This window comes from Paludibacterium yongneupense DSM 18731 (genome assembly GCF_000422925.1).
Lineage (GTDB): Bacteria > Pseudomonadota > Gammaproteobacteria > Burkholderiales > Chromobacteriaceae > Paludibacterium > Paludibacterium yongneupense.
In genome coordinates this window covers 18,458-35,342 of sequence record NZ_AUGZ01000032.1, presented here as the reverse complement: position 1 = coordinate 35,342, position 16,885 = coordinate 18,458, and the positions used below count along the sequence as shown (strand labels likewise).

The 16,885-nt window shown below is 62.1% G+C and carries 19 protein-coding genes; 13 read left to right on the top strand and 6 right to left on the bottom strand.

The annotated features are described in order from the left end of the window. Positions 1–8 precede the first annotated feature (8 nt). From G520_RS0111800 to aroQ, 5 genes are all read right to left on the bottom strand, one after another. Positions 9–1,178 carry a DUF3426 domain-containing protein gene (locus G520_RS0111800; RefSeq protein WP_028535848.1) on the bottom strand — a complete coding sequence of 390 codons (1,170 nt, stop codon included), beginning with the start codon at positions 1,176–1,178 and terminating at the stop codon, positions 9–11. Continuing rightward, positions 1,175–2,071, bottom strand: coding sequence for a 50S ribosomal protein L11 methyltransferase (gene prmA, locus G520_RS0111795; RefSeq protein WP_028535847.1), 897 nt, complete (start codon positions 2,069–2,071; stop codon positions 1,175–1,177). The genes G520_RS0111800 and prmA overlap by 4 nt, the downstream gene beginning before the upstream one ends. After that, positions 2,071–3,429 (bottom strand): acetyl-CoA carboxylase biotin carboxylase subunit, encoded by a 1,359-nt coding sequence (gene accC / locus G520_RS0111790; RefSeq protein ID WP_028535846.1) that lies wholly within the window; start codon positions 3,427–3,429, stop codon positions 2,071–2,073. The genes prmA and accC overlap by 1 nt, the downstream gene beginning before the upstream one ends. Before the next feature lie 130 nt (positions 3,430–3,559). Then, positions 3,560–4,027, bottom strand: a complete 468-nt coding sequence (gene accB / locus G520_RS0111785) for an acetyl-CoA carboxylase biotin carboxyl carrier protein (protein WP_028535845.1) — start codon at positions 4,025–4,027, stop codon at positions 3,560–3,562. Between the two features lie 32 nt (positions 4,028–4,059). After that, positions 4,060–4,509 (bottom strand): type II 3-dehydroquinate dehydratase, encoded by a 450-nt coding sequence (gene aroQ, locus G520_RS0111780; protein ID WP_028535844.1) that lies wholly within the window; start codon positions 4,507–4,509, stop codon positions 4,060–4,062. Between the two features lie 277 nt (positions 4,510–4,786). Here aroQ and queA point away from each other — a divergent pair, with 277 nt between their 5' ends. Genes queA through G520_RS0111750 form a run of 6 tightly spaced genes read left to right on the top strand, consistent with a single transcriptional unit; the run spans position 4,787 to position 9,538 of the window. Further along, a complete protein-coding gene (gene queA, locus G520_RS0111775) occupies positions 4,787–5,818 on the top strand; it encodes a tRNA preQ1(34) S-adenosylmethionine ribosyltransferase-isomerase QueA (RefSeq protein ID WP_028535843.1) in 1,032 nt (343 codons plus the stop codon). Positions 5,819–5,836: 18 nt separating this feature from the next. After that, on the top strand, positions 5,837–6,202 hold the full coding sequence (locus G520_RS0111770) for a gamma-butyrobetaine hydroxylase family protein (RefSeq protein WP_028535842.1): 366 nt from the start codon (positions 5,837–5,839) through the stop codon (positions 6,200–6,202). Between the two features lie 37 nt (positions 6,203–6,239). Beyond that, the gene (gene ubiE / locus G520_RS0111765; protein WP_425516753.1) at positions 6,240–6,974 is read left to right on the top strand and encodes a bifunctional demethylmenaquinone methyltransferase/2-methoxy-6-polyprenyl-1,4-benzoquinol methylase UbiE; all 735 of its coding nucleotides are present in this window, start codon (positions 6,240–6,242) and stop codon (positions 6,972–6,974) included. Between the two features lie 39 nt (positions 6,975–7,013). Then, positions 7,014–7,604, top strand: a complete 591-nt coding sequence (locus tag G520_RS0111760) for a ubiquinone biosynthesis accessory factor UbiJ (protein ID WP_028535840.1) — start codon at positions 7,014–7,016, stop codon at positions 7,602–7,604. Beyond that, positions 7,604–9,133, top strand: coding sequence for a ubiquinone biosynthesis regulatory protein kinase UbiB (gene ubiB, locus G520_RS0111755; RefSeq protein WP_028535839.1), 1,530 nt, complete (start codon positions 7,604–7,606; stop codon positions 9,131–9,133). The genes G520_RS0111760 and ubiB overlap by 1 nt, the downstream gene beginning before the upstream one ends. Positions 9,134–9,184: 51 nt before the next feature. Beyond that, positions 9,185–9,538 (top strand): carboxymuconolactone decarboxylase family protein, encoded by a 354-nt coding sequence (locus G520_RS0111750; RefSeq protein ID WP_028535838.1) that lies wholly within the window; start codon positions 9,185–9,187, stop codon positions 9,536–9,538. Between the two features lie 11 nt (positions 9,539–9,549). Here the strand turns inward: G520_RS0111750 and G520_RS0111745 are convergent, their stop codons facing one another. Further along, a complete protein-coding gene (locus G520_RS0111745) occupies positions 9,550–9,915 on the bottom strand; it encodes an Mth938-like domain-containing protein (RefSeq protein ID WP_028535837.1) in 366 nt (121 codons plus the stop codon). 190 nt (positions 9,916–10,105) lie between these two features. Between G520_RS0111745 and G520_RS0111735 the strand changes: the two genes are divergently transcribed. The 7 genes from G520_RS0111735 to G520_RS0111705 all read left to right on the top strand — a co-directional run bounded on the left by G520_RS0111735 (position 10,106) and on the right by G520_RS0111705 (position 16,824). After that, positions 10,106–11,335: a pyridoxal phosphate-dependent aminotransferase gene (locus G520_RS0111735; RefSeq protein WP_028535836.1), complete on the top strand. Its 1,230-nt coding sequence runs from the start codon at positions 10,106–10,108 to the stop codon at positions 11,333–11,335. A 69-nt stretch (positions 11,336–11,404) separates the two neighbouring features. Next, positions 11,405–12,715: a homoserine dehydrogenase gene (locus tag G520_RS0111730; RefSeq protein ID WP_028535835.1), complete on the top strand. Its 1,311-nt coding sequence runs from the start codon at positions 11,405–11,407 to the stop codon at positions 12,713–12,715. Positions 12,716–12,728: 13 nt separating this feature from the next. Continuing rightward, entirely contained in the window at positions 12,729–14,138 is a 1,410-nt protein-coding gene (thrC, locus tag G520_RS0111725) for a threonine synthase (protein ID WP_028535834.1), read from the top strand. Beyond that, on the top strand, positions 14,125–14,820 hold the full coding sequence (gene flgA, locus G520_RS0111720) for a flagellar basal body P-ring formation chaperone FlgA (RefSeq protein WP_036666155.1): 696 nt from the start codon (positions 14,125–14,127) through the stop codon (positions 14,818–14,820). The genes thrC and flgA overlap by 14 nt, the downstream gene beginning before the upstream one ends. 164 nt (positions 14,821–14,984) lie before the next feature. Continuing rightward, positions 14,985–15,362, top strand: a complete 378-nt coding sequence (gene flgM / locus G520_RS0111715) for a flagellar biosynthesis anti-sigma factor FlgM (protein WP_028535832.1) — start codon at positions 14,985–14,987, stop codon at positions 15,360–15,362. A 7-nt stretch (positions 15,363–15,369) separates the two neighbouring features. Next, positions 15,370–15,834: a flagella synthesis protein FlgN gene (locus tag G520_RS0111710; RefSeq protein WP_028535831.1), complete on the top strand. Its 465-nt coding sequence runs from the start codon at positions 15,370–15,372 to the stop codon at positions 15,832–15,834. A gap of 69 nt (positions 15,835–15,903) precedes the next feature. Beyond that, complete coding sequence (locus G520_RS0111705) at positions 15,904–16,824, top strand: CobD/CbiB family protein (protein ID WP_028535830.1); 921 nt, start codon at positions 15,904–15,906, stop codon at positions 16,822–16,824. The last annotated feature ends 61 nt before the right edge of the window (positions 16,825–16,885 follow it).

Genomic DNA, 16,885 nt, shown 5'->3' with positions numbered 1-16,885 from the left:
GGGGGGATTCACGGATAGAACCAGTAGAGGCTGTATCCCTGGGCATGCACCTGTCCAAGGTCGAAGCGCATGCCGATCTTGATCTCGCTGTTCGGATTGAAGCGTGCGAGCTTGAGATCGTCGGATTTGAGGTATTCGCGTTGGGTGAATGTCTTGCGGATCAAGACCTGATCGTCGCTGTCCTTGAGCGTGACTTCCAGTAGCGGGAAAGCCTGCGCATACGGCGCATGGTTTTTCAGCGTAGCCGACAACAGGATCAGGTTCTGGTGTTCCGGCACGAAGGATAGCTCCGACCATTCTGTGCGGATATATTCCTGGTCCGTGGGCAAGGGCACGCTGCAGCCTGCGATATGGCACAGCCGTTCCAGCACCGGACGCATCTCGGGCGCTTCCGCGGTAATGCGGACGCGGTTGAAGTAGACCAGCTGCAGGGCTAGGGTCAGCACGCCCAGCAGCGACAGCAGAACCATGATGACGGTCAGGAACGGGCTGCGGGGACGCGTTGCTCCCTCGGCCAGGCTGTCTGCCGGCATGGCCGGATCGAAGTCGGCGTGAGACACCGCTTCCTTCTCCGCTGCCGCGTCGGCTTGCGGCTCTGGACGCCCGGCGGTACGACGGGTGTCGAAAATGGCTGGTACGTCGTCGTCCTGGGGGGGGGCCTCGGCGAAGGGATCGCCGAGCGGTTCTTCCAGCGCGGCCGTCGTGTCCTGCCCCGGCTCTTCGGCCAGGGCCGACACATAGCCGGTGCGCGTCGTTTCGAACGGGCGCGGGGCCAGGGCTTCATTCAGCGCGCGCTGAAAAGCCTCGACATCCTGTGCCGAAGGCTGCCCTTCATCGGGGGGAGTGTCGTCGACCTGGGCGCCGTCGAAACCCGGTTCGGGCTCGGAAGAGGAGACGTCGGTCGGGTCGAAGTCGGGAACTTCCAGCTCGAAATCGTCCTCGATTTCCAGCGCGCTGGCAGGTGCCGCCGCCGGCGGAGCCGGGGGCACGGCGCTCGGCGGAGCAGGAATGTCGGCGGGAGTGTCAAGCCTGGGCGGCTCGGATGACTGCAGATGTTCCCTGGCGTCAAAGACGTGGGCACAGCGCCCGCAACGTACCAGGCCGTCGGCGACGGTCAGTTGGGCGTCGGTAACCTTGAAACGGGTCTGGCAGGCAGGGCACTGTGTTGTATACGTCATACCGTTGCGCGTCGAGTTCCTGTGAGTCGGGTCCATCCTTCATCGAATACCGGCGGGTCCATTTCGAACCACGAGGAATAGATGCCGGACAGTTCTTCCGCTTGTTCAGCCAGAATGCCTGATAGCACGATCTTACCACCGGTCTTGACATGCGTGGCCAGCATGGCGCCTAGCATGCGCAAGGGATTGGCCAGAATATTGGCCAACAGGACATCGAATTGCTCCGCGGGCGTGCTGTCCGGCAGACCGAAAGTGGCTTGCACACCGTTTTGCGCGGCATTGTCCAGGCTCGAGCGGACGGCCTGGGCATCGATATCGATGCCCACCGTATGCCCAGCGCCCAGCTTCAATGCGGCAATGGCGAGAATGCCCGAACCGCACCCATAGTCGAGCACGCTGGAACCGGCCTCGAGATTGCCGTCCAGCCATTGCAGGCACAGGCGGGTGGTCGGATGGCTGCCAGTGCCGAAGGCCAGCCCCGGATCGAGTTGCAGATTGATCGCATCCGGCTGCGGAGCCTCGTGCCAGGTCGGGGTGATCCACAAGCGATCCGAGATCCGGATGGGTTCGAACTGCGACTGCGTGAGGCGCACCCAATCCTGCTCCTCCACCGTCTCCAGCGTGAAGGATGGCATGGGCATCGGGATCTCGTTGGCGGCAGCGGCGATCAGCAGCGCGACGTCGGATGCGGAATCGAACAGCGCGACGATGCGGCTTTGGCGCCACAGCTTATCCACCGGCTCGCCGGGTTCGCCGAAGATGGGCTCTTCCAGCGCCGTGCCGGCCAGTGCGTCCTCGATCGCGGCAGACAGGGCGCCGGACTCCATCAGCGCGTCGGCCAGCTTTTCAGCGACCGAAGATTCCATGTCGATGGTGGCCTGCAACCATGCCATCAGTGCTCCCCTTTTTTCATCAGCGCCAGGCGCTCTTCCAGATAGTGGATACTGGTGCCGCCACGGGCGAAGGTCGCGTCCATGAACAATTCCTGGTGCAAGGGGATGTTGGTCTTGATCCCTGAAATCGCCATTTCGGACAGGGCGACACGCATGCGGGCCATGGCCTGATCGCGGGTGTCGCCGTAAGCGATGACCTTGCCGATCATCGAGTCGTAATGCGAAGGCACCGTATAGCCCTGGTAGATATGCGAATCAATGCGGATGCCCGGGCCGCCGGCGGGATGATAGCCATCGATCTTGCCCGGCGACGGGATGAAGGTGAACGGGTCTTCCGCGTTGATCCGGCACTCCATGGCATGGCCCCGAATGACGACGTCCTTTTGTTTGTAGCGCAACTTTTCGCCCGCCGCGATGCGGATCTGTTCCTGAACGATATCGATCCCGGTAATCATTTCGGTAACCGGATGTTCGACCTGAACGCGGGTATTCATCTCGATGAAGTAGAAACCGTCGTTCTCGAACAGGAATTCGAAGGTGCCCGCGCCACGGTAGCCGATGCGGCGGCAGGCGTCGGCGCAGATCTGGCCGATGTGCGCGCGTTGCTTGTCGGTAATCCCGGGAGCCGGCGCTTCTTCGATGATCTTCTGATGGCGGCGCTGCATCGAGCAGTCGCGTTCGCCGAGGAAGATGGCGTTGCCGTATTCGTCGGACAGGACCTGGATTTCGATATGGCGCGGCTGCTGGAGGAATTTTTCCATGTACACGGTCGGATTGCCGAACGCCGATGCTGCCTCGGTACGCGTCATATTGACGGCGTTGAGCAGGGCTGCCTCGCTGTGCACGACGCGCATGCCGCGTCCGCCGCCGCCGCCGGCCGCCTTGATGATGACCGGAAAACCGATCTTCTTGGCTGACCGGATAATCTCGGCAGTGTCTTCGCCGAGTGCGCCATCGGAGCCCGGTACGCACGGCACGTGCGCGGCGATCATGGCATCCTTGGCGGAAACCTTGTCGCCCATCAGGCGGATGGTTTCCGGGCGCGGGCCGATAAAGACGAAGCCGGATTGTTCTACCCGTTCGGCGAAATCGGCGTTTTCCGACAGAAAACCGTAACCGGGGTGGATGGCCTGCGCGTCGGTGACTTCGGCGGCAGAAATGATGGCCGGAATATTCAGGTAGCTTTTGCCTGAAGGGGCCGGTCCGATGCAGACCGACTCGTCGGCCAGTTTGACGTACTTGGCCTCGCGGTCGGCTTCGGAATGCACGACCACGGTCTTGATGCCCATTTCGCGGCAGGCCCGCTGGATGCGCAAGGCGATTTCACCGCGATTGGCGATCAGAATCTTTTCAAACATGATTTGGACGTCCGTAGGGTGACGCGTCAAACGACAAGGGCACAGTGAAGTGCCCTGCCATACCTGGCGTAGTGTGTGAGCGATGCCGGATCGCCGCCAGTGGCAGGATGCGACACCGCCTCATGGCAGCTTACTCTATAGTGAAGAGCGGTTCGCCGTATTCGACCGGCTGTCCGTCTTCTACCAGGATGGCCTTGACCACGCCGCTGCGATCGGATTCGATTTCGTTCATCAGCTTCATCGCTTCGATGATGCACAGCGTATCGCCGACGTTGACCTGGCTGCCGATTTCGACGAATTTCTTGCCGCCCGGCGTTGCCGAACGGTAGAAAGTGCCGACCATGGGCGACTTCACTGCGTTGAGCAGATTATTGACTGGGGCGGCCTCGGCGACCGGCGCCGCAGCGGGGGCCGCTTGCGGAGCAGCGTACTGGGCCTGCGGCAGCTGTACGGCGGTCATGGGGTGTGCATAGGCCATATTGGCATTGGCCGAGACACGCGTGATGCGAACTTTTTCTTCCCCTTCGGTCACTTCGAGTTCGGCAATGCCGGATTCCTCGACAAGATCGATCAGTTTTTTAAGTTTTCGCAGATCCATTGGCAGTCCTTCGGATGGTTGTTCCTGGATGATCAGGCGTGCGCGTCGAGGTGCCGGATGGCATGCGCAAGCGCCAGTTCATACCCGTGGGCACCCAAGCCACAAATCACGCCGAGCGCCAGATCCGAAAAATACGAATGCTGGCGAAACGGTTCGCGTGCGTGAACGTTGGACAGGTGCACTTCGATAAACGGTACTTTTACCCCGGCTAAGGCATCGCGCAAGGCGACGCTGGTATGGGTAAAAGCGGCGGGATTGATGATGATGAACCCGGTGCCGTCCTGCAGACAGGCGTGCACACGCTCGATCAGAACATGCTCGGCATTGCTCTGCAGGCTGTCGAGCTCCAGTCCGACGGCGCCGGCTTGTTGCTTTAGACGCGCATCGATGTCGACCAGGGTGTCCCGACCGTAGTGCTGTGGCTCCCTGACACCCAACAGGTTCAGGTTAGGGCCGTGCAGCACGAGGATTTTACGGGCCAAGGCGAGGGTTCCTGTTTTTCATCATGGGCGCGAGTTTGCCGCATTTCGCAGCATAATGTCCAGTAGTTGCTGTCAGTAAAGCTATTTGAAGCGGATGCTGCCGCTTGCGTGAGCGCCCGTACTCGAGTGGATACACTAGTCCCGGCGGCAGCGAGATGCAAGTCGCTTAGCATTGTTTTAAACCGCTTTCTCCGCCCCTGCGGCTGCTGCAAAGCTGTGCCGGCCGACAGGGGACAGGTATAATCTCGGCATTTGCACCCCCTCCTGTCCATTAAGCATGCAGCTATCCGATTTCGATTACGTCCTGCCCGAGTCCCTGATCGCGCAACACCCTCCGCTCGAACGAGGCGCGAGCCGCCTGTTGCACGTCGACGGCGAGCATCTGGAAGATCGCGCTTTCGCCGATTTTCTCGAGCTGATTGCACCGGGCGACGTGATGGTATTCAACGATACGCGCGTCATCAAGGCGCGCCTGTTCGGCGAAAAAGCCTCCGGCGGCAAGATAGAGGCCTTGATCGAGCGCGTTGTCGACAGCCATAGCGCGCTGGCACACGTGCGTGCGTCCAAATCGCCGAAGCCGGGCACGCGCTTGCTGTTCGCCGGCCGCTGGACGGCCGAGATGGTGGAGCGCGCGGGCGAACTGTTTTTGTTGCGCTTCGACGGTGAAGAGTCTGTGTTCGACATTCTGGAAGCGTCCGGACGCCTGCCCTTGCCTCCCTATATAGAGCGCGGTGCCGACAGCGACGACGACACGCGCTATCAGACGGTATATGCGCGCGAGCCTGGCGCGGTCGCAGCCCCGACCGCGGGCCTGCACTTTACCGAATCCATGCTTGCCGCGCTGAGCGCCAGGGGAGTCGGCTTGTGCCGGGTGACCCTGCACGTCGGCGCCGGCACTTTTCAGCCGGTCCGGGTCGACAACATCCTCGAGCACAAGATGCACAGCGAGCTGTATGAAATCCCGCAGACGACCTGCGATGCGATCGCTGCGGCCCATGCAGGCGGCCACAAGGTGGTGGCGGTCGGGACCACCAGCATGCGCGCGCTGGAATCCGCGGCTCAGGGCGGGGCGCTGGTGGCGGGGCGGGGCGAGACCGATATCTTCATCACCCCCGGATACCGCTTCCGTGTCGTCGATCGCCTGCTGACCAATTTTCACCTGCCCAAGTCGACGCTGCTGATGCTGGTGTCGGCTTTCGCCGGTTGCGACACGATCCGCCATGCCTATCAGCACGCCGTGGCTCACGAGTACCGCTTCTTCAGCTATGGTGATGCCATGCTGCTGGAGAAGGCACACCCGCCCCTTTAACCCGAGATGAGGCCTGAGATGAACGCTCCGACGCCGCCTGTTCCGACGGAAATCAAATTGCACCGCGCGTCGCGCACGCTGGAACTGGCCTACGCCGACGGCACCCGCTACGCGCTGTCGTGCGAATATCTGCGGGTATTCTCGCCCTCGGCCGAGGTTCGCGGCCACGGTCAGGGGCAGGAAACGCTGCAAACCGGCAAGCGCGGCGTAGCGATCACGGCACTGGAGCCGGTCGGCCACTACGCGCTGAAGCTGGTGTTCGACGACGGACACGACAGCGGCCTGTACGATTGGTCATACTTGTGTTCGCTGGGCGAAAACCGGGACGCCAATTGGGACGACTATTTGAGCCGGCTGGCCGCCGCCGGCGCCAGCCGCGAATGATCGCGAGCCGGTATTCTTCGACAGGACAGGCATAATTATGGAAAAAACGACGCATTTCGGCTTCAAGAATGTCGCGGAGAGCGAGAAGGCCGGCAAGGTGGCCGAGGTGTTCCATTCCGTGGCGCGCAAATACGATGTAATGAACGACCTGATGTCGGGCGGTTTGCACCGGGTATGGAAGCACTTCACCCTGACCACTTCCGGCGTCAAGGCCGGCGACCGTGTGCTCGATATTGCCGGCGGCACCGGCGATCTCGCGCGCGGGTGGTCGCGGCGGGTCGGCTCCGGTGGCGAGGTCTGGCTGACCGATATCAACAGTTCCATGCTGACGGTCGGTCGCGACCGTCTGCTCGATGAGGGGGTGGTATTGCCGGTGTCGCTGGCGGATGCCGAGCATCTGCCGTTTCCCGACAACTATTTCGATTGCGTCTCCGTTGCTTTCGGTCTGCGCAACATGACCCACAAGGATGTGGCGCTCGCCGAGATGCGACGCGTGCTGCGCCCGGGCGGCAAGCTGCTGGTGCTCGAGTTCTCCCGCATCTGGAAGCCCTTGTCGCCGCTGTATGACCTGTACTCGTTCAAGGCCCTGCCGCTGATGGGCAAGCTTATCGCCCGCGATGCCGCCAGCTACCAGTATCTGGCCGAGTCCATTCGCATGCACCCCGACCAGGAGACCTTGCGCCGGATCATGCTCGATGTCGGCTTCGACAAGGTTGATTACCACAATTTGAGCGGTGGCGTGGTCGCACTGCATAAAGCATACAAATTCTGAAGGGTGGCCGATACGAGTCGGCGCTCAGGGAGGCGTGTCATGAACTTCGGCCTTGCCGCAGTCAATCACTTGCTGGGCCAGCACCCCGTTTTGCGCGCCGAGCTGGCGGCGTTTGCCGGCCGGCGGGTGGCGTTGACGCTGGCCCCGCTCAGCGTGACCGGGGTCATCACGGATGATGGCTGGTTTGCCGATTGCGCGGGAGAGGCCGAGGCCGGCATCCGGCTCGGTGCGGCGGCGGCTGTTTCGGCGTTGCGCGGTCGCTCCCCCGATTTCGGAGCGGTCGATGTCAGCGGCGATGTCGAACTCGCGCATGGTGTGGGACGGGTGCTGTCGCAGCTGCGCTGGCACGCGGGCGAAGACGCGGCGCGTCTGGTCGGCGATATTGCCGCCAATCGTCTCGAGCGTTCCGTGCGACGCCTGGGTGGGATTCAGGGCGAAATCGGCTGGAGACTTGCGCAGAACTGGATCGAACACGTACGCGACGAGGAACCGCTCCTTGCGCATCGCGATGAGGTCGCGCGTTTCGTCGGTGCGGTCGATACCCTGCGCGACGACTGTGAGCGTCTGGAAAAACGCCTGGACGTTCTGAGCCAGAACCTGCGGGGCCGGAGCGAGGCCGGCGTGAAATGATGCGGATTTTCCGGTTGTTCCGAATTTTTTATACCTTCTACCGCTTCGGTCTCGACGATTTCTTCAGCCTGCATCCGCGCTTGCGCGTGCTGGCGGCACTGTCGCGCCTGTGCCCGATCCCGCGCGACCGCCATGCGGCGCTGCCGGTCCGGGTCCGACTGGCGCTGGAAAGCCTGGGCCCCATTTTTATCAAGTTTGGCCAGTTGCTGTCTACGCGGCGCGATTTGCTCCCGCCGGCCTATGCCGACGAGCTGGCGCGATTGCAGGACCGGGTGCCCCCTTTCGACGGCGCTTTGGCGCGCCAGGTGATCACGGCCAATCTCGGTCGCGAAGTCGATGCGCTTTTTGTGGATTTTGACGATACTCCGGTCGCCAGCGCCTCGGTGGCGCAGGTGCACAAGGCCTGGTTGCGCGAACCCGATGGCGCGCGCGGGCGGGAGGTGGCGGTCAAGGTGTTGCGCCCCGGCATTCTCTCCGTGATCGAGATGGATCTGGCTGTGATGCGCATGGGCGCGGGCTTGATCGAACGGCTGTTTGCCGACGTGCGGCGCTTGCGCCCGCGAGAGGTGGTGGCCGAGTTCGACGTCTATTTGCACGACGAGCTGGACATGATGCATGAGGCTGGCAATGCCAGCCAGTTGCGCCGCAATTTCGCCGGTTCCGAACAGTTGCTGGTGCCGGAAGTGTTCTACGACTATACCAGCCGCGATGTGCTGACTCTGGAATGGATGCACGGCATCCCGGTGTCCCAGCTCGAGCGCTTGCGCGAGCTGGGCGTCGATCTGCCGCGCCTGTCGCGCTACGGGGTGGAAATCTTTTTCACTCAAGTGTTTCGCCACGGTTTTTTTCATGCCGACATGCATCCGGGGAATATTTTCGTCGCCCCCGACGGGCGCTATATCGCCCTGGACTTCGGCATCGTCGGCAGTCTGACCGACATCGACAAGCACTATCTGGCCGTCAATTTTCTGGCTTTCTTCAATCGCGACTACCGGCGCGTCGCAACGGCCCATATCGAGTCGGGCTGGGTGCCGCGCGAGACGCGGGTCGAGGAACTGGAAGCGGCGGTGCGCACCGTTTGCGAGCCTATTTTCGAGAAGCCGCTGTCGCAGATTTCCTTCGGTCTGGTGCTGCTGCGCCTGTTCGAGATCAGCCGGCGCTTCAATGTCGAGATCCAGCCGCAGCTGGTATTGCTACAGAAGACATTGCTCAATATCGAGGGCCTCGGGCGTCAACTCGATCCCGATCTCGATTTGTGGGCGACGGCCAAGCCCTTCCTCACGCAGTGGATGAACGAGCAGGTGGGCTGGCGCGGGTTCCTGCGCGGGCTCAAGAACGAAGCGCCGCAGTGGGCGGCGACGTTGCCGGCGCTGCCGCGGCGCCTGGCTGAGGCCCTGGCACGCGATCCCGGCGATATGATGATGGAAGGCTTTGTCCGGCTGATGCGCGAGCAGCGGCGTCAGAACTTCTGGCTGGCGCTGATCGCATTGCTGCTCGGTGGCTTGTTGGTGAAATCGTTCTTGCATTGATACTACTAAAATATATAATATATTTTTAAATAGTGTTTGCGGGAGTCGACCATGAGTCAGGATTACGTCGAGCTGAGCAAGGACCTGCTGGCCAAGATGGCCGACATGCGCAGGGAAATACCTGAAACGATGAAGGCCTTCGGGGCCATGAACCGGGCCGCCAATAGCGATGGGGCCTTGTCGCACAAGAGCAAGGAGTTGATCGCGCTGGGGATCGGCATTGCCAGCCGTTGCCAGGGCTGCCTTGCTTTCCATGCCCAGGCGCTGGTCGAACTGGGATGCACGCGCGCCGAATTCATGGAGATGCTGCAAGTCGCGGTGTATATGGGCGGCGGTCCGGCGGTGATGACGGCGGCGGAAGCCCTGGCCGCCTTCGAGGCGTTCGGTGGCGAGGCCGCTGTCTGAACGCGCCGTGCTCAGGGCAGCAAGGCGGCCAGCGCGCGGCGGTCTTCCGCCACCAGAATGTTGAACGTGCGACAGACGGCCTGCGTGCTCATCGTTTCCAGGCCCACGCCCGCGGCGGCCAGCGCGGCCGACAGCCGCGGGTGGGCAAAGCGCTGCCGCTCGCCCGTACCCAGCAGAACCACTTCCGGTCGCCAATCCAGCAGGCGGGCAAAATCGTCCGTGCTCAAATCCTCGAAGGACGCCACGTCCCAACTCGCGATTTCATCGGCCGTCACGATCAGACTGCCCTCGTAGCGTTCGCGATTGATCAGGACATGACCTTCCCCGTAGCCGGTGAATTGGTTGCGGCCCTGATTGAGGTCCTGATGCATTTTCATTTCGTCTCGTCCTTGCGACTTCAATGGCAGAACCGTGCAGCCTGGCACGGATTGGGATAGGATTATAGCCCGACCTTGACCTGCCATGGAGCCCGCCCCGTTGCAATGCGGCGCGGCCAGGCGGTCGTATTCAAATCGCAGTGCGTCGCCCGCACCCAGCCCGGCGACCGCCAAGCCAAGACAGAGCGCCATGCAACCGATACGTAAATCCCAGAAACTCGACAACGTCTGCTACGACATTCGCGGTCCTGTGCTGGAGCATGCCAAACTGATGGAAGATGAAGGCCATCGCATCATCAAGCTGAATATCGGCAATCCGGCGCCGTTCGGTTTTTTTGCGCCCGACGAAATCATCGAGGACGTGATCGTCAACCTGCCGAGCGCCTCGGGCTACTCCGATTCCAAAGGGCTGTTCGCGGCGCGCAAGGCGATCATGCATTACGCGCAGGAAAAGAAGTTGCCCAATGTATCTATGGAGCATATCTACATTGGCAACGGCGTCTCCGAACTGATCGTGATGGCGATGCAAGCCCTGCTCGACGAGGGCGACGAAGTCCTGGTGCCCGCTCCCGACTACCCGCTGTGGACCGCCGCGATAAGCCTGGCCGGTGGCCGGGCCGTGCATTACGTCTGCGATGAAAGTCGCGGATGGTTTCCCGATATCGACGATATCAAGTCGCGCATCACGCCTCGCACGCGTGCGATCGTCATCATCAATCCCAACAACCCGACCGGCGCCGTCTATCCGCCGGCGCTGCTCGCAGAAATCGTCGAGGTGGCACGCGAGCATCAGCTGATCATCTATGCTGACGAGATCTACGACAAGGTACTTTACGACGACGCCGAGCATACTTCGATCGCCTCGCTTGCCCCCGACCTGTTGTGCATCACGATGAACGGCTTGTCGAAGAATTATCGTGCCGCCGGCTTTCGCGTCGGCTGGATGATCGTGTCCGGACAGAAGCGCTTCGCGGCAGACTATATCGAAGGCCTGAACATGCTGTCCTCGATGCGGCTGTGCGCGAACGTACAGGGGCAGCACGCGATCCAGACCGCCCTCGGCGGTTATCAGAGCATAGACGACCTGGTGCTGCCGACAGGGCGGCTGGGGCGTCAGCGCGAGCTTGCGTGGAAGCTGCTGACGGCGATTCCCGGCGTCAGTTGCGTCAAGCCGCAAGGGGCCTTGTATATGTTCCCGCGGCTAGACCCGGAAGTCTACCCTATCGTCGACGACCAACAGTTCATTCTCGAGCTGCTGCAGCAGGAAAAAGTGCTGCTGGTGCAGGGCACCGGCTTCAACTGGATTGCCCCGGATCATTTCCGTGTGGTATTCCTACCTAACACCGATGATTTGACCGAGGCGATCGGGCGCATTGCGCGCTTCCTGGAGAACTATCGCAAGCGCCACGCCACCGCCTGAACGGTGGACGGCCCGGCCGTCGCAAGGCCGGGCCGGGCGGGTTACGCCGGAATGCCATAAGGAGATTGAATGAAGCCGATCAATGTGGGACTGATGGGAGTTGGGACAGTCGGTGGCGGTACCGCCACCGTACTGAAACGCAATGCCGAGGAAATCAGCCGCCGCGCCGGGCGCAGCATACGGCTGTTCATTGCCGCCAATCGCGATGCGGAACGCGCGCGTGCCGTCTGCGGCGACGAAGTGATCGTGGTCGACGATGCATTCCGCATCGTGGATCACCCAGAGGTCGATATCGTGGTCGAGCTGATTGGCGGGACCGATATCGCGCGTGATCTGGTGCTCAAGGCCATCGCCAACGGCAAGCACGTGGTGACGGCCAACAAGAAGTTGCTGGCCGAGCACGGCAACGAGATTTTTGCCCGCGCCCAGGAGAAGGGGGTGATGGTCGCCTTCGAAGCCGCCGTTGCCGGCGGCATCCCCATCATCAAGGCGCTGCGCGAGGGCCTTACCGCCAATCGTATCGAGTCCATCGCCGGCATCATCAATGGCACTTCGAATTTCATCCTGAGCGAAATGCGCGAAAAAGGCGCCAATTTCGCCGACGTACTGGCCGAAGCCCAGCGCCTGGGCTATGCCGAAGCCGATCCGACTTTCGATATCGAAGGCCATGATGCGGGCCACAAGCTGACTATCATGGCGGCTATCGCTTTCGGTATTCCGATGCGCTTCGAGTCGTGCTATCTGGAGGGTATCAGCCAGCTGACCGCCAAGGACATCGCCTATGCCGAGGAACTCGGCTATCGCGTGAAGCTGCTTGGCCTGACCCGTCGCACCGACAGCGGGGTCGAGTTGCGCGTGCATCCGACCCTGATCCCCGAGTCCCGACTGCTGGCCAACGTCAATGGCGTCAAGAACGCCGTGCTGGTCAATGGCGATGCGGTCGGTCCGACCTTGTACTATGGCGCCGGCGCCGGCGCGCTGCCGACCGCGTCGGCGGTGGTGGCCGATATCGTCGATGTCACCCGCCTGTTGACTGCCGACCCGGAGCACCGCGTGCCGCACCTTGCTTTCCAGCCGGATCAGTTGCAGGACCTGCCGATTCTTCCGATCGAAGAAGTCGTCAGCTCCTACTACCTGCGCATCCAGGCCATCGATCGGGCTGGCGTGCTGGCGAATATCACTCGCATTCTTGCCGAGCACGGCATCTCCATCGAAGCCGTGATCCAGAAGGGCGCAGTTGGCGACGGCGCGGCCGAGGTGGTCATTCTCACGCACCGCGTGCGTGAAAAATACGCGAATCAGGCCATTGCCGATATCGAAGCGCTCGACAGCGTCGCAGGGCCGGTAGTGCGCCTGCGAATGGAAGAACTCAACGGCTAGGATCAAGGCAAGTATGAACTACATCAGTACCCGCGGCGGCATGGCGCCGCTGCGTTTCAGCGATGTTCTGCTGCAGGGGCTCGCTCCAGACGGCGGCCTGGCAATGCCGGAGAGCTATCCGCAGATAGACCGCGCCCGGCTCGACGCATGGCGCGATCTGTCCTATGCCGAACTGGCCTTCAATATCCTGGGTCTGTTTGCCGACGATATCCCCGCCGACGATTTGCGTGCGATCGTGGAGCGGACATATCGCGCCGAGGTTTTCGGTGCTGCCGAGATCACTCCGCTGAAGACCCTGAGCGATGGAATCAAACTGCTCGAACTGTCGAACGGGCCGACGCTGGCGTTCAAGGACATGGCGATGCAGCTGCTCGGCAATCTGTTCGAGTACGTGCTGGGTCGGCGTGGCCAGTCGCTGAATATCCTCGGTGCGACCTCGGGCGATACCGGCAGCGCTGCCGAGTACGCGATGCGCGGCAAACGCAATGTGCGAGTATTCATGTTGTCTCCCGAGGGGCGCATGAGCGCGTTCCAGCGTGCGCAGATGTTCTCTCTCGCTGACGATAATATTCACAATATCGCGATTCGCGGCATGTTCGACGACTGCCAGGATATCGTCAAGGCGGTGTCGGCCGACGCGGGTTTCAAGACGGCGTTCAGCATCGGCACGGTGAATTCGATCAACTGGGCGCGCGTGGTGGCGCAGGTGGTGTACTACTTCAAGGGGTATTTCGCCGCTACCGCAAGCAATGACGAAAAGGTCAGCTTCTGCGTGCCATCCGGCAATTTCGGCAATGTCTGCGCCGGGCATATCGCGCGCAGCATGGGCTTGCCTGTCGACCGCCTGATCGTGGCCACCAACGAGAACGATGTCCTCGACGAGTTCTTCCGCAGCGGTCGCTATCGGCCGCGCAGCGGCGCGGAGACCCGGGTCACATCGAGTCCGTCGATGGATATTTCCAAAGCGTCCAATTTCGAACGCTTCATCTTCGATCTGTGCGGGCGGGATGCCGGCGAGGTGAAAGCCTTGTGGGCCAGCGTCGCCAGTGGTCAGGGCTTTGATCTGTCCGCGCGGCGGGAGGAGATTGCGGAGCGCTACGGTTTCGTTTCCGGACGCAGTACGCACGCCGACCGCCTGGAGACCATACGGCGTGTCGATGCCGACAGTGGCGTGGTCGTCGATCCGCATACGGCCGACGGCATCAAGGTCGCGCGCGATCTGCGGCGTGACGGCGAAAACGTGGTCTGCCTGGAAACGGCGCTGCCGGCGAAATTCTCCGAAACCATTCGCGAGGCTCTGGGACGCGATGCGCCCCGGCCTGACGGTTTCGAAGGGCTGGAGCAGCGCGAGCAGCGCGTGACCGTCATGGATGCCGATGCGGAGCGGGTGAAAGCCTTCATCCGGGATCATGTCGCCGCGTAAGCGCATGTGGCTGGCCGTGCTGGGCGCGGGCTTGTCCAGTGCGAGCCTGCCCGCGCTGGCGGCGAATCAGGATCTGGCCGCCTTGCGCCGTGGCGTCGAGCTATTCGTGCGCAGCGAGTTGTCGCAGCGCCAGGCGAGCTTCGAAGTCGGTCGTTTCGACCCGCATCTGGTCGTTCCAGCCTGCCAGGGCGTCAGCATGGCCTGGTCGGCGGGGACGGTGCCTGCCAGCGGTGCAACCTATGTCGACATCAACTGCCCGGATCTCGGCTGGCGCCTGCGGCTGCCTGTCACGGTGCACGAGAAGAGAATGGCCCTGTTGTTGCTGCATTCGGTGCAAATGGGCGATGTTCTTGGCGCCGGCGACGTACGGCTGGTCGATGCACCGGCTTCGGGCTTGGGCAGCGGCAGTTTGGACCAGTTGCAGCAGGCGGTCGGCCAGGTCATGAAGACCGGGGCGCAGGCCGGGACCTGGCTGCGCGCTTATATGTTGCGCGCGGCCTTTGTGGTTAAAATGAATCAGCGTGTGCGGGTGGTTGCCAGTGGCGATGGCTTCGATGTGCGTGCCGAGGGCACCGCCACCGGGAACGGCGCCGCGGGCGACGTCATCGCCGTGCGGATGGCGTCGGGCGCGCTGGTGCGGGGCGTGGTGCAGGGCGATGGTTCGGTTTCGGTTGCGTACTGAACCGGCGGCCCCGGGCGGATTGGCTCGCGATGGGTGCGCCTGCCCGGCTTCCCGGTTCCAGGCGCCCCCGCTTTCGCCGCCGCGCTCGAAATAAATGTTCAAGTCGGGGCGTTTTGCGCCGATAATAGCCATAAGAAAATGTTGAAATGACGGAAAGGTTCGCCATGCAAATCGATAATTCGGGAAAAATCCTGGGGGCGTATTCCGCACCTCAGAACCGAGCGGTTAAGCGGGCCAGCGATTCCGACGATTCCACCTCGTCCGTCGACGGCGGCAGCGAGAGCGGTGAGAGCAGTGCGGTGAATGTCGCTCCCGGCAGCACGGTTGTCGTGATCGCCGCGTCGCGCGGCGACAATGTCGCGATCAATCCGTTGGCCAGCCGCCTTAGCGCCTTGTCGTCGCAGTCGGCAGGCGAGCCTTCGTTTGACGAGGCCAAGGTGGCTTCGATCAAGGCCGCGATTGCGTCGGGCCAGTTTCAGATCGATCCTTCCCGGATTGCTGACGGCCTGATCTCTTCCACGCAGGAGTTGCTGGCGAGCTGAGCGGCCCATGAGCGATATCGATACCCTGGAGCAGGCGTGCCGGGAGGAAACGGCCGGGTTATCCCGGCTTTTGGCTTTACTGCAGGAAGAACAAACCCTGTTGATCGCGGGTCGTCTCGACGGCCTGGAAACACTGGCGCAGCAAAAAAAAGGCGTGCTTGCGGAACTGGAACCCCTGGGTCGCCTGCGCGCCGAATGGTTGCAGCGCGCCGGGGTCGACAACCGCCCCTCGCTGTTGCTGCTTCTGGCAGATCATCCCGCCGCCGCCGCCGCCTGGCTCGAGCTTGAGAGCGTGCTCGGACAGGCCCAGGCAGTCAATCGCCTCAATGGCGGCTTTATCGATGATCGGCTTAAAAATACCGAATTGGCACTGACCACGCTGACGACCGCGGCGGCCTCGACGCTGGCCTACGGCCGCGACGGAAGCCGGCCGACGGTTCCGGTTGGCGGGCGTCATCTCGGCTCGGCCTGAACCGGAAGTGGGCTTGAGCCGTCCTTTGTGGTATCTTCGCCGCTGGGCTGAGACGAACCCCCCATACCAATGACCCTGTTATCCTTAATTTTCGCACTCGCGCTCGAGCAACTGCGCCCGCTTGGCAACCGCAACCGCGTATGGCTGGTGTTTACCCGCTATGCGAACCATCTTGAGCGCAATCTGAATGCCGGCTCCAACCGGCACGGCGTGCTGGCCTGGATGTGCGCGATGTTGCCCCCGGTGCTGCTGTCCCTGCTGGTCTACTATCTGCTGCGGGCCGTCAGTCCCGTGCTGGGTTTGTTGTGGAATGTATTTGTACTCTACATGACGATGGGGTTTCGCCATTTCTCCAGCGCCTTTTCCGAAATATCGCTGAGCCTGAGCGAAGGCCGCGACGCCGACGCACGTGCCACTTTGTCGCAATGGACAACGCAGTCGACGGTGGAACTCAGCGCCAACGAAGTGTCGCGTCTGGCCATCGAGCAAGGCGTGCTCGACAGCTATCGCCATGTTTTCGGAACCATGTTCTGGTTTGCCATCCTGCCGGGACCCTGTGGTGCCGTGATGTACCGTCTGGCGCAGATGCTGAACCAGAAATGGGGAGTCCGCGAATTGGCCGAAGATCGTTTCGGTTTGTTCGCTTCCAAGGCGTCCGCCTGGCTGGACTGGATTCCCGTTCGCCTCACCGCGGCCAGTTTCGCGGTCATGGGCGATTTTGAAGACGCCATCTATTGCTGGCGCTCGCAGGCCAGGACGTGGGGCAGCTATGCTGAAGGCATTTTGCTCGCGTCGGCCGCCGGCGCCCTCGGGGTTCGCCTTGGCGACCCGCTGAAACAGGATTACACCGTCAAATTCCGGCCCGAACTCGGGTTGGGCGACGAAGCCGACCCGAATTTCCTGCGCAGTGCCGTGGGACTGGTCTGGCGTTCTGCGCTGTTATGGCTGCTTGTGATCCTGCTCGTCAGCGTGGCGTCCTGGCTCGGCTGACCCCGACGCCGATAAACACCGACGGCCACTGTGCTGGCCGTCAGACTGCTTGCAGGAGTTA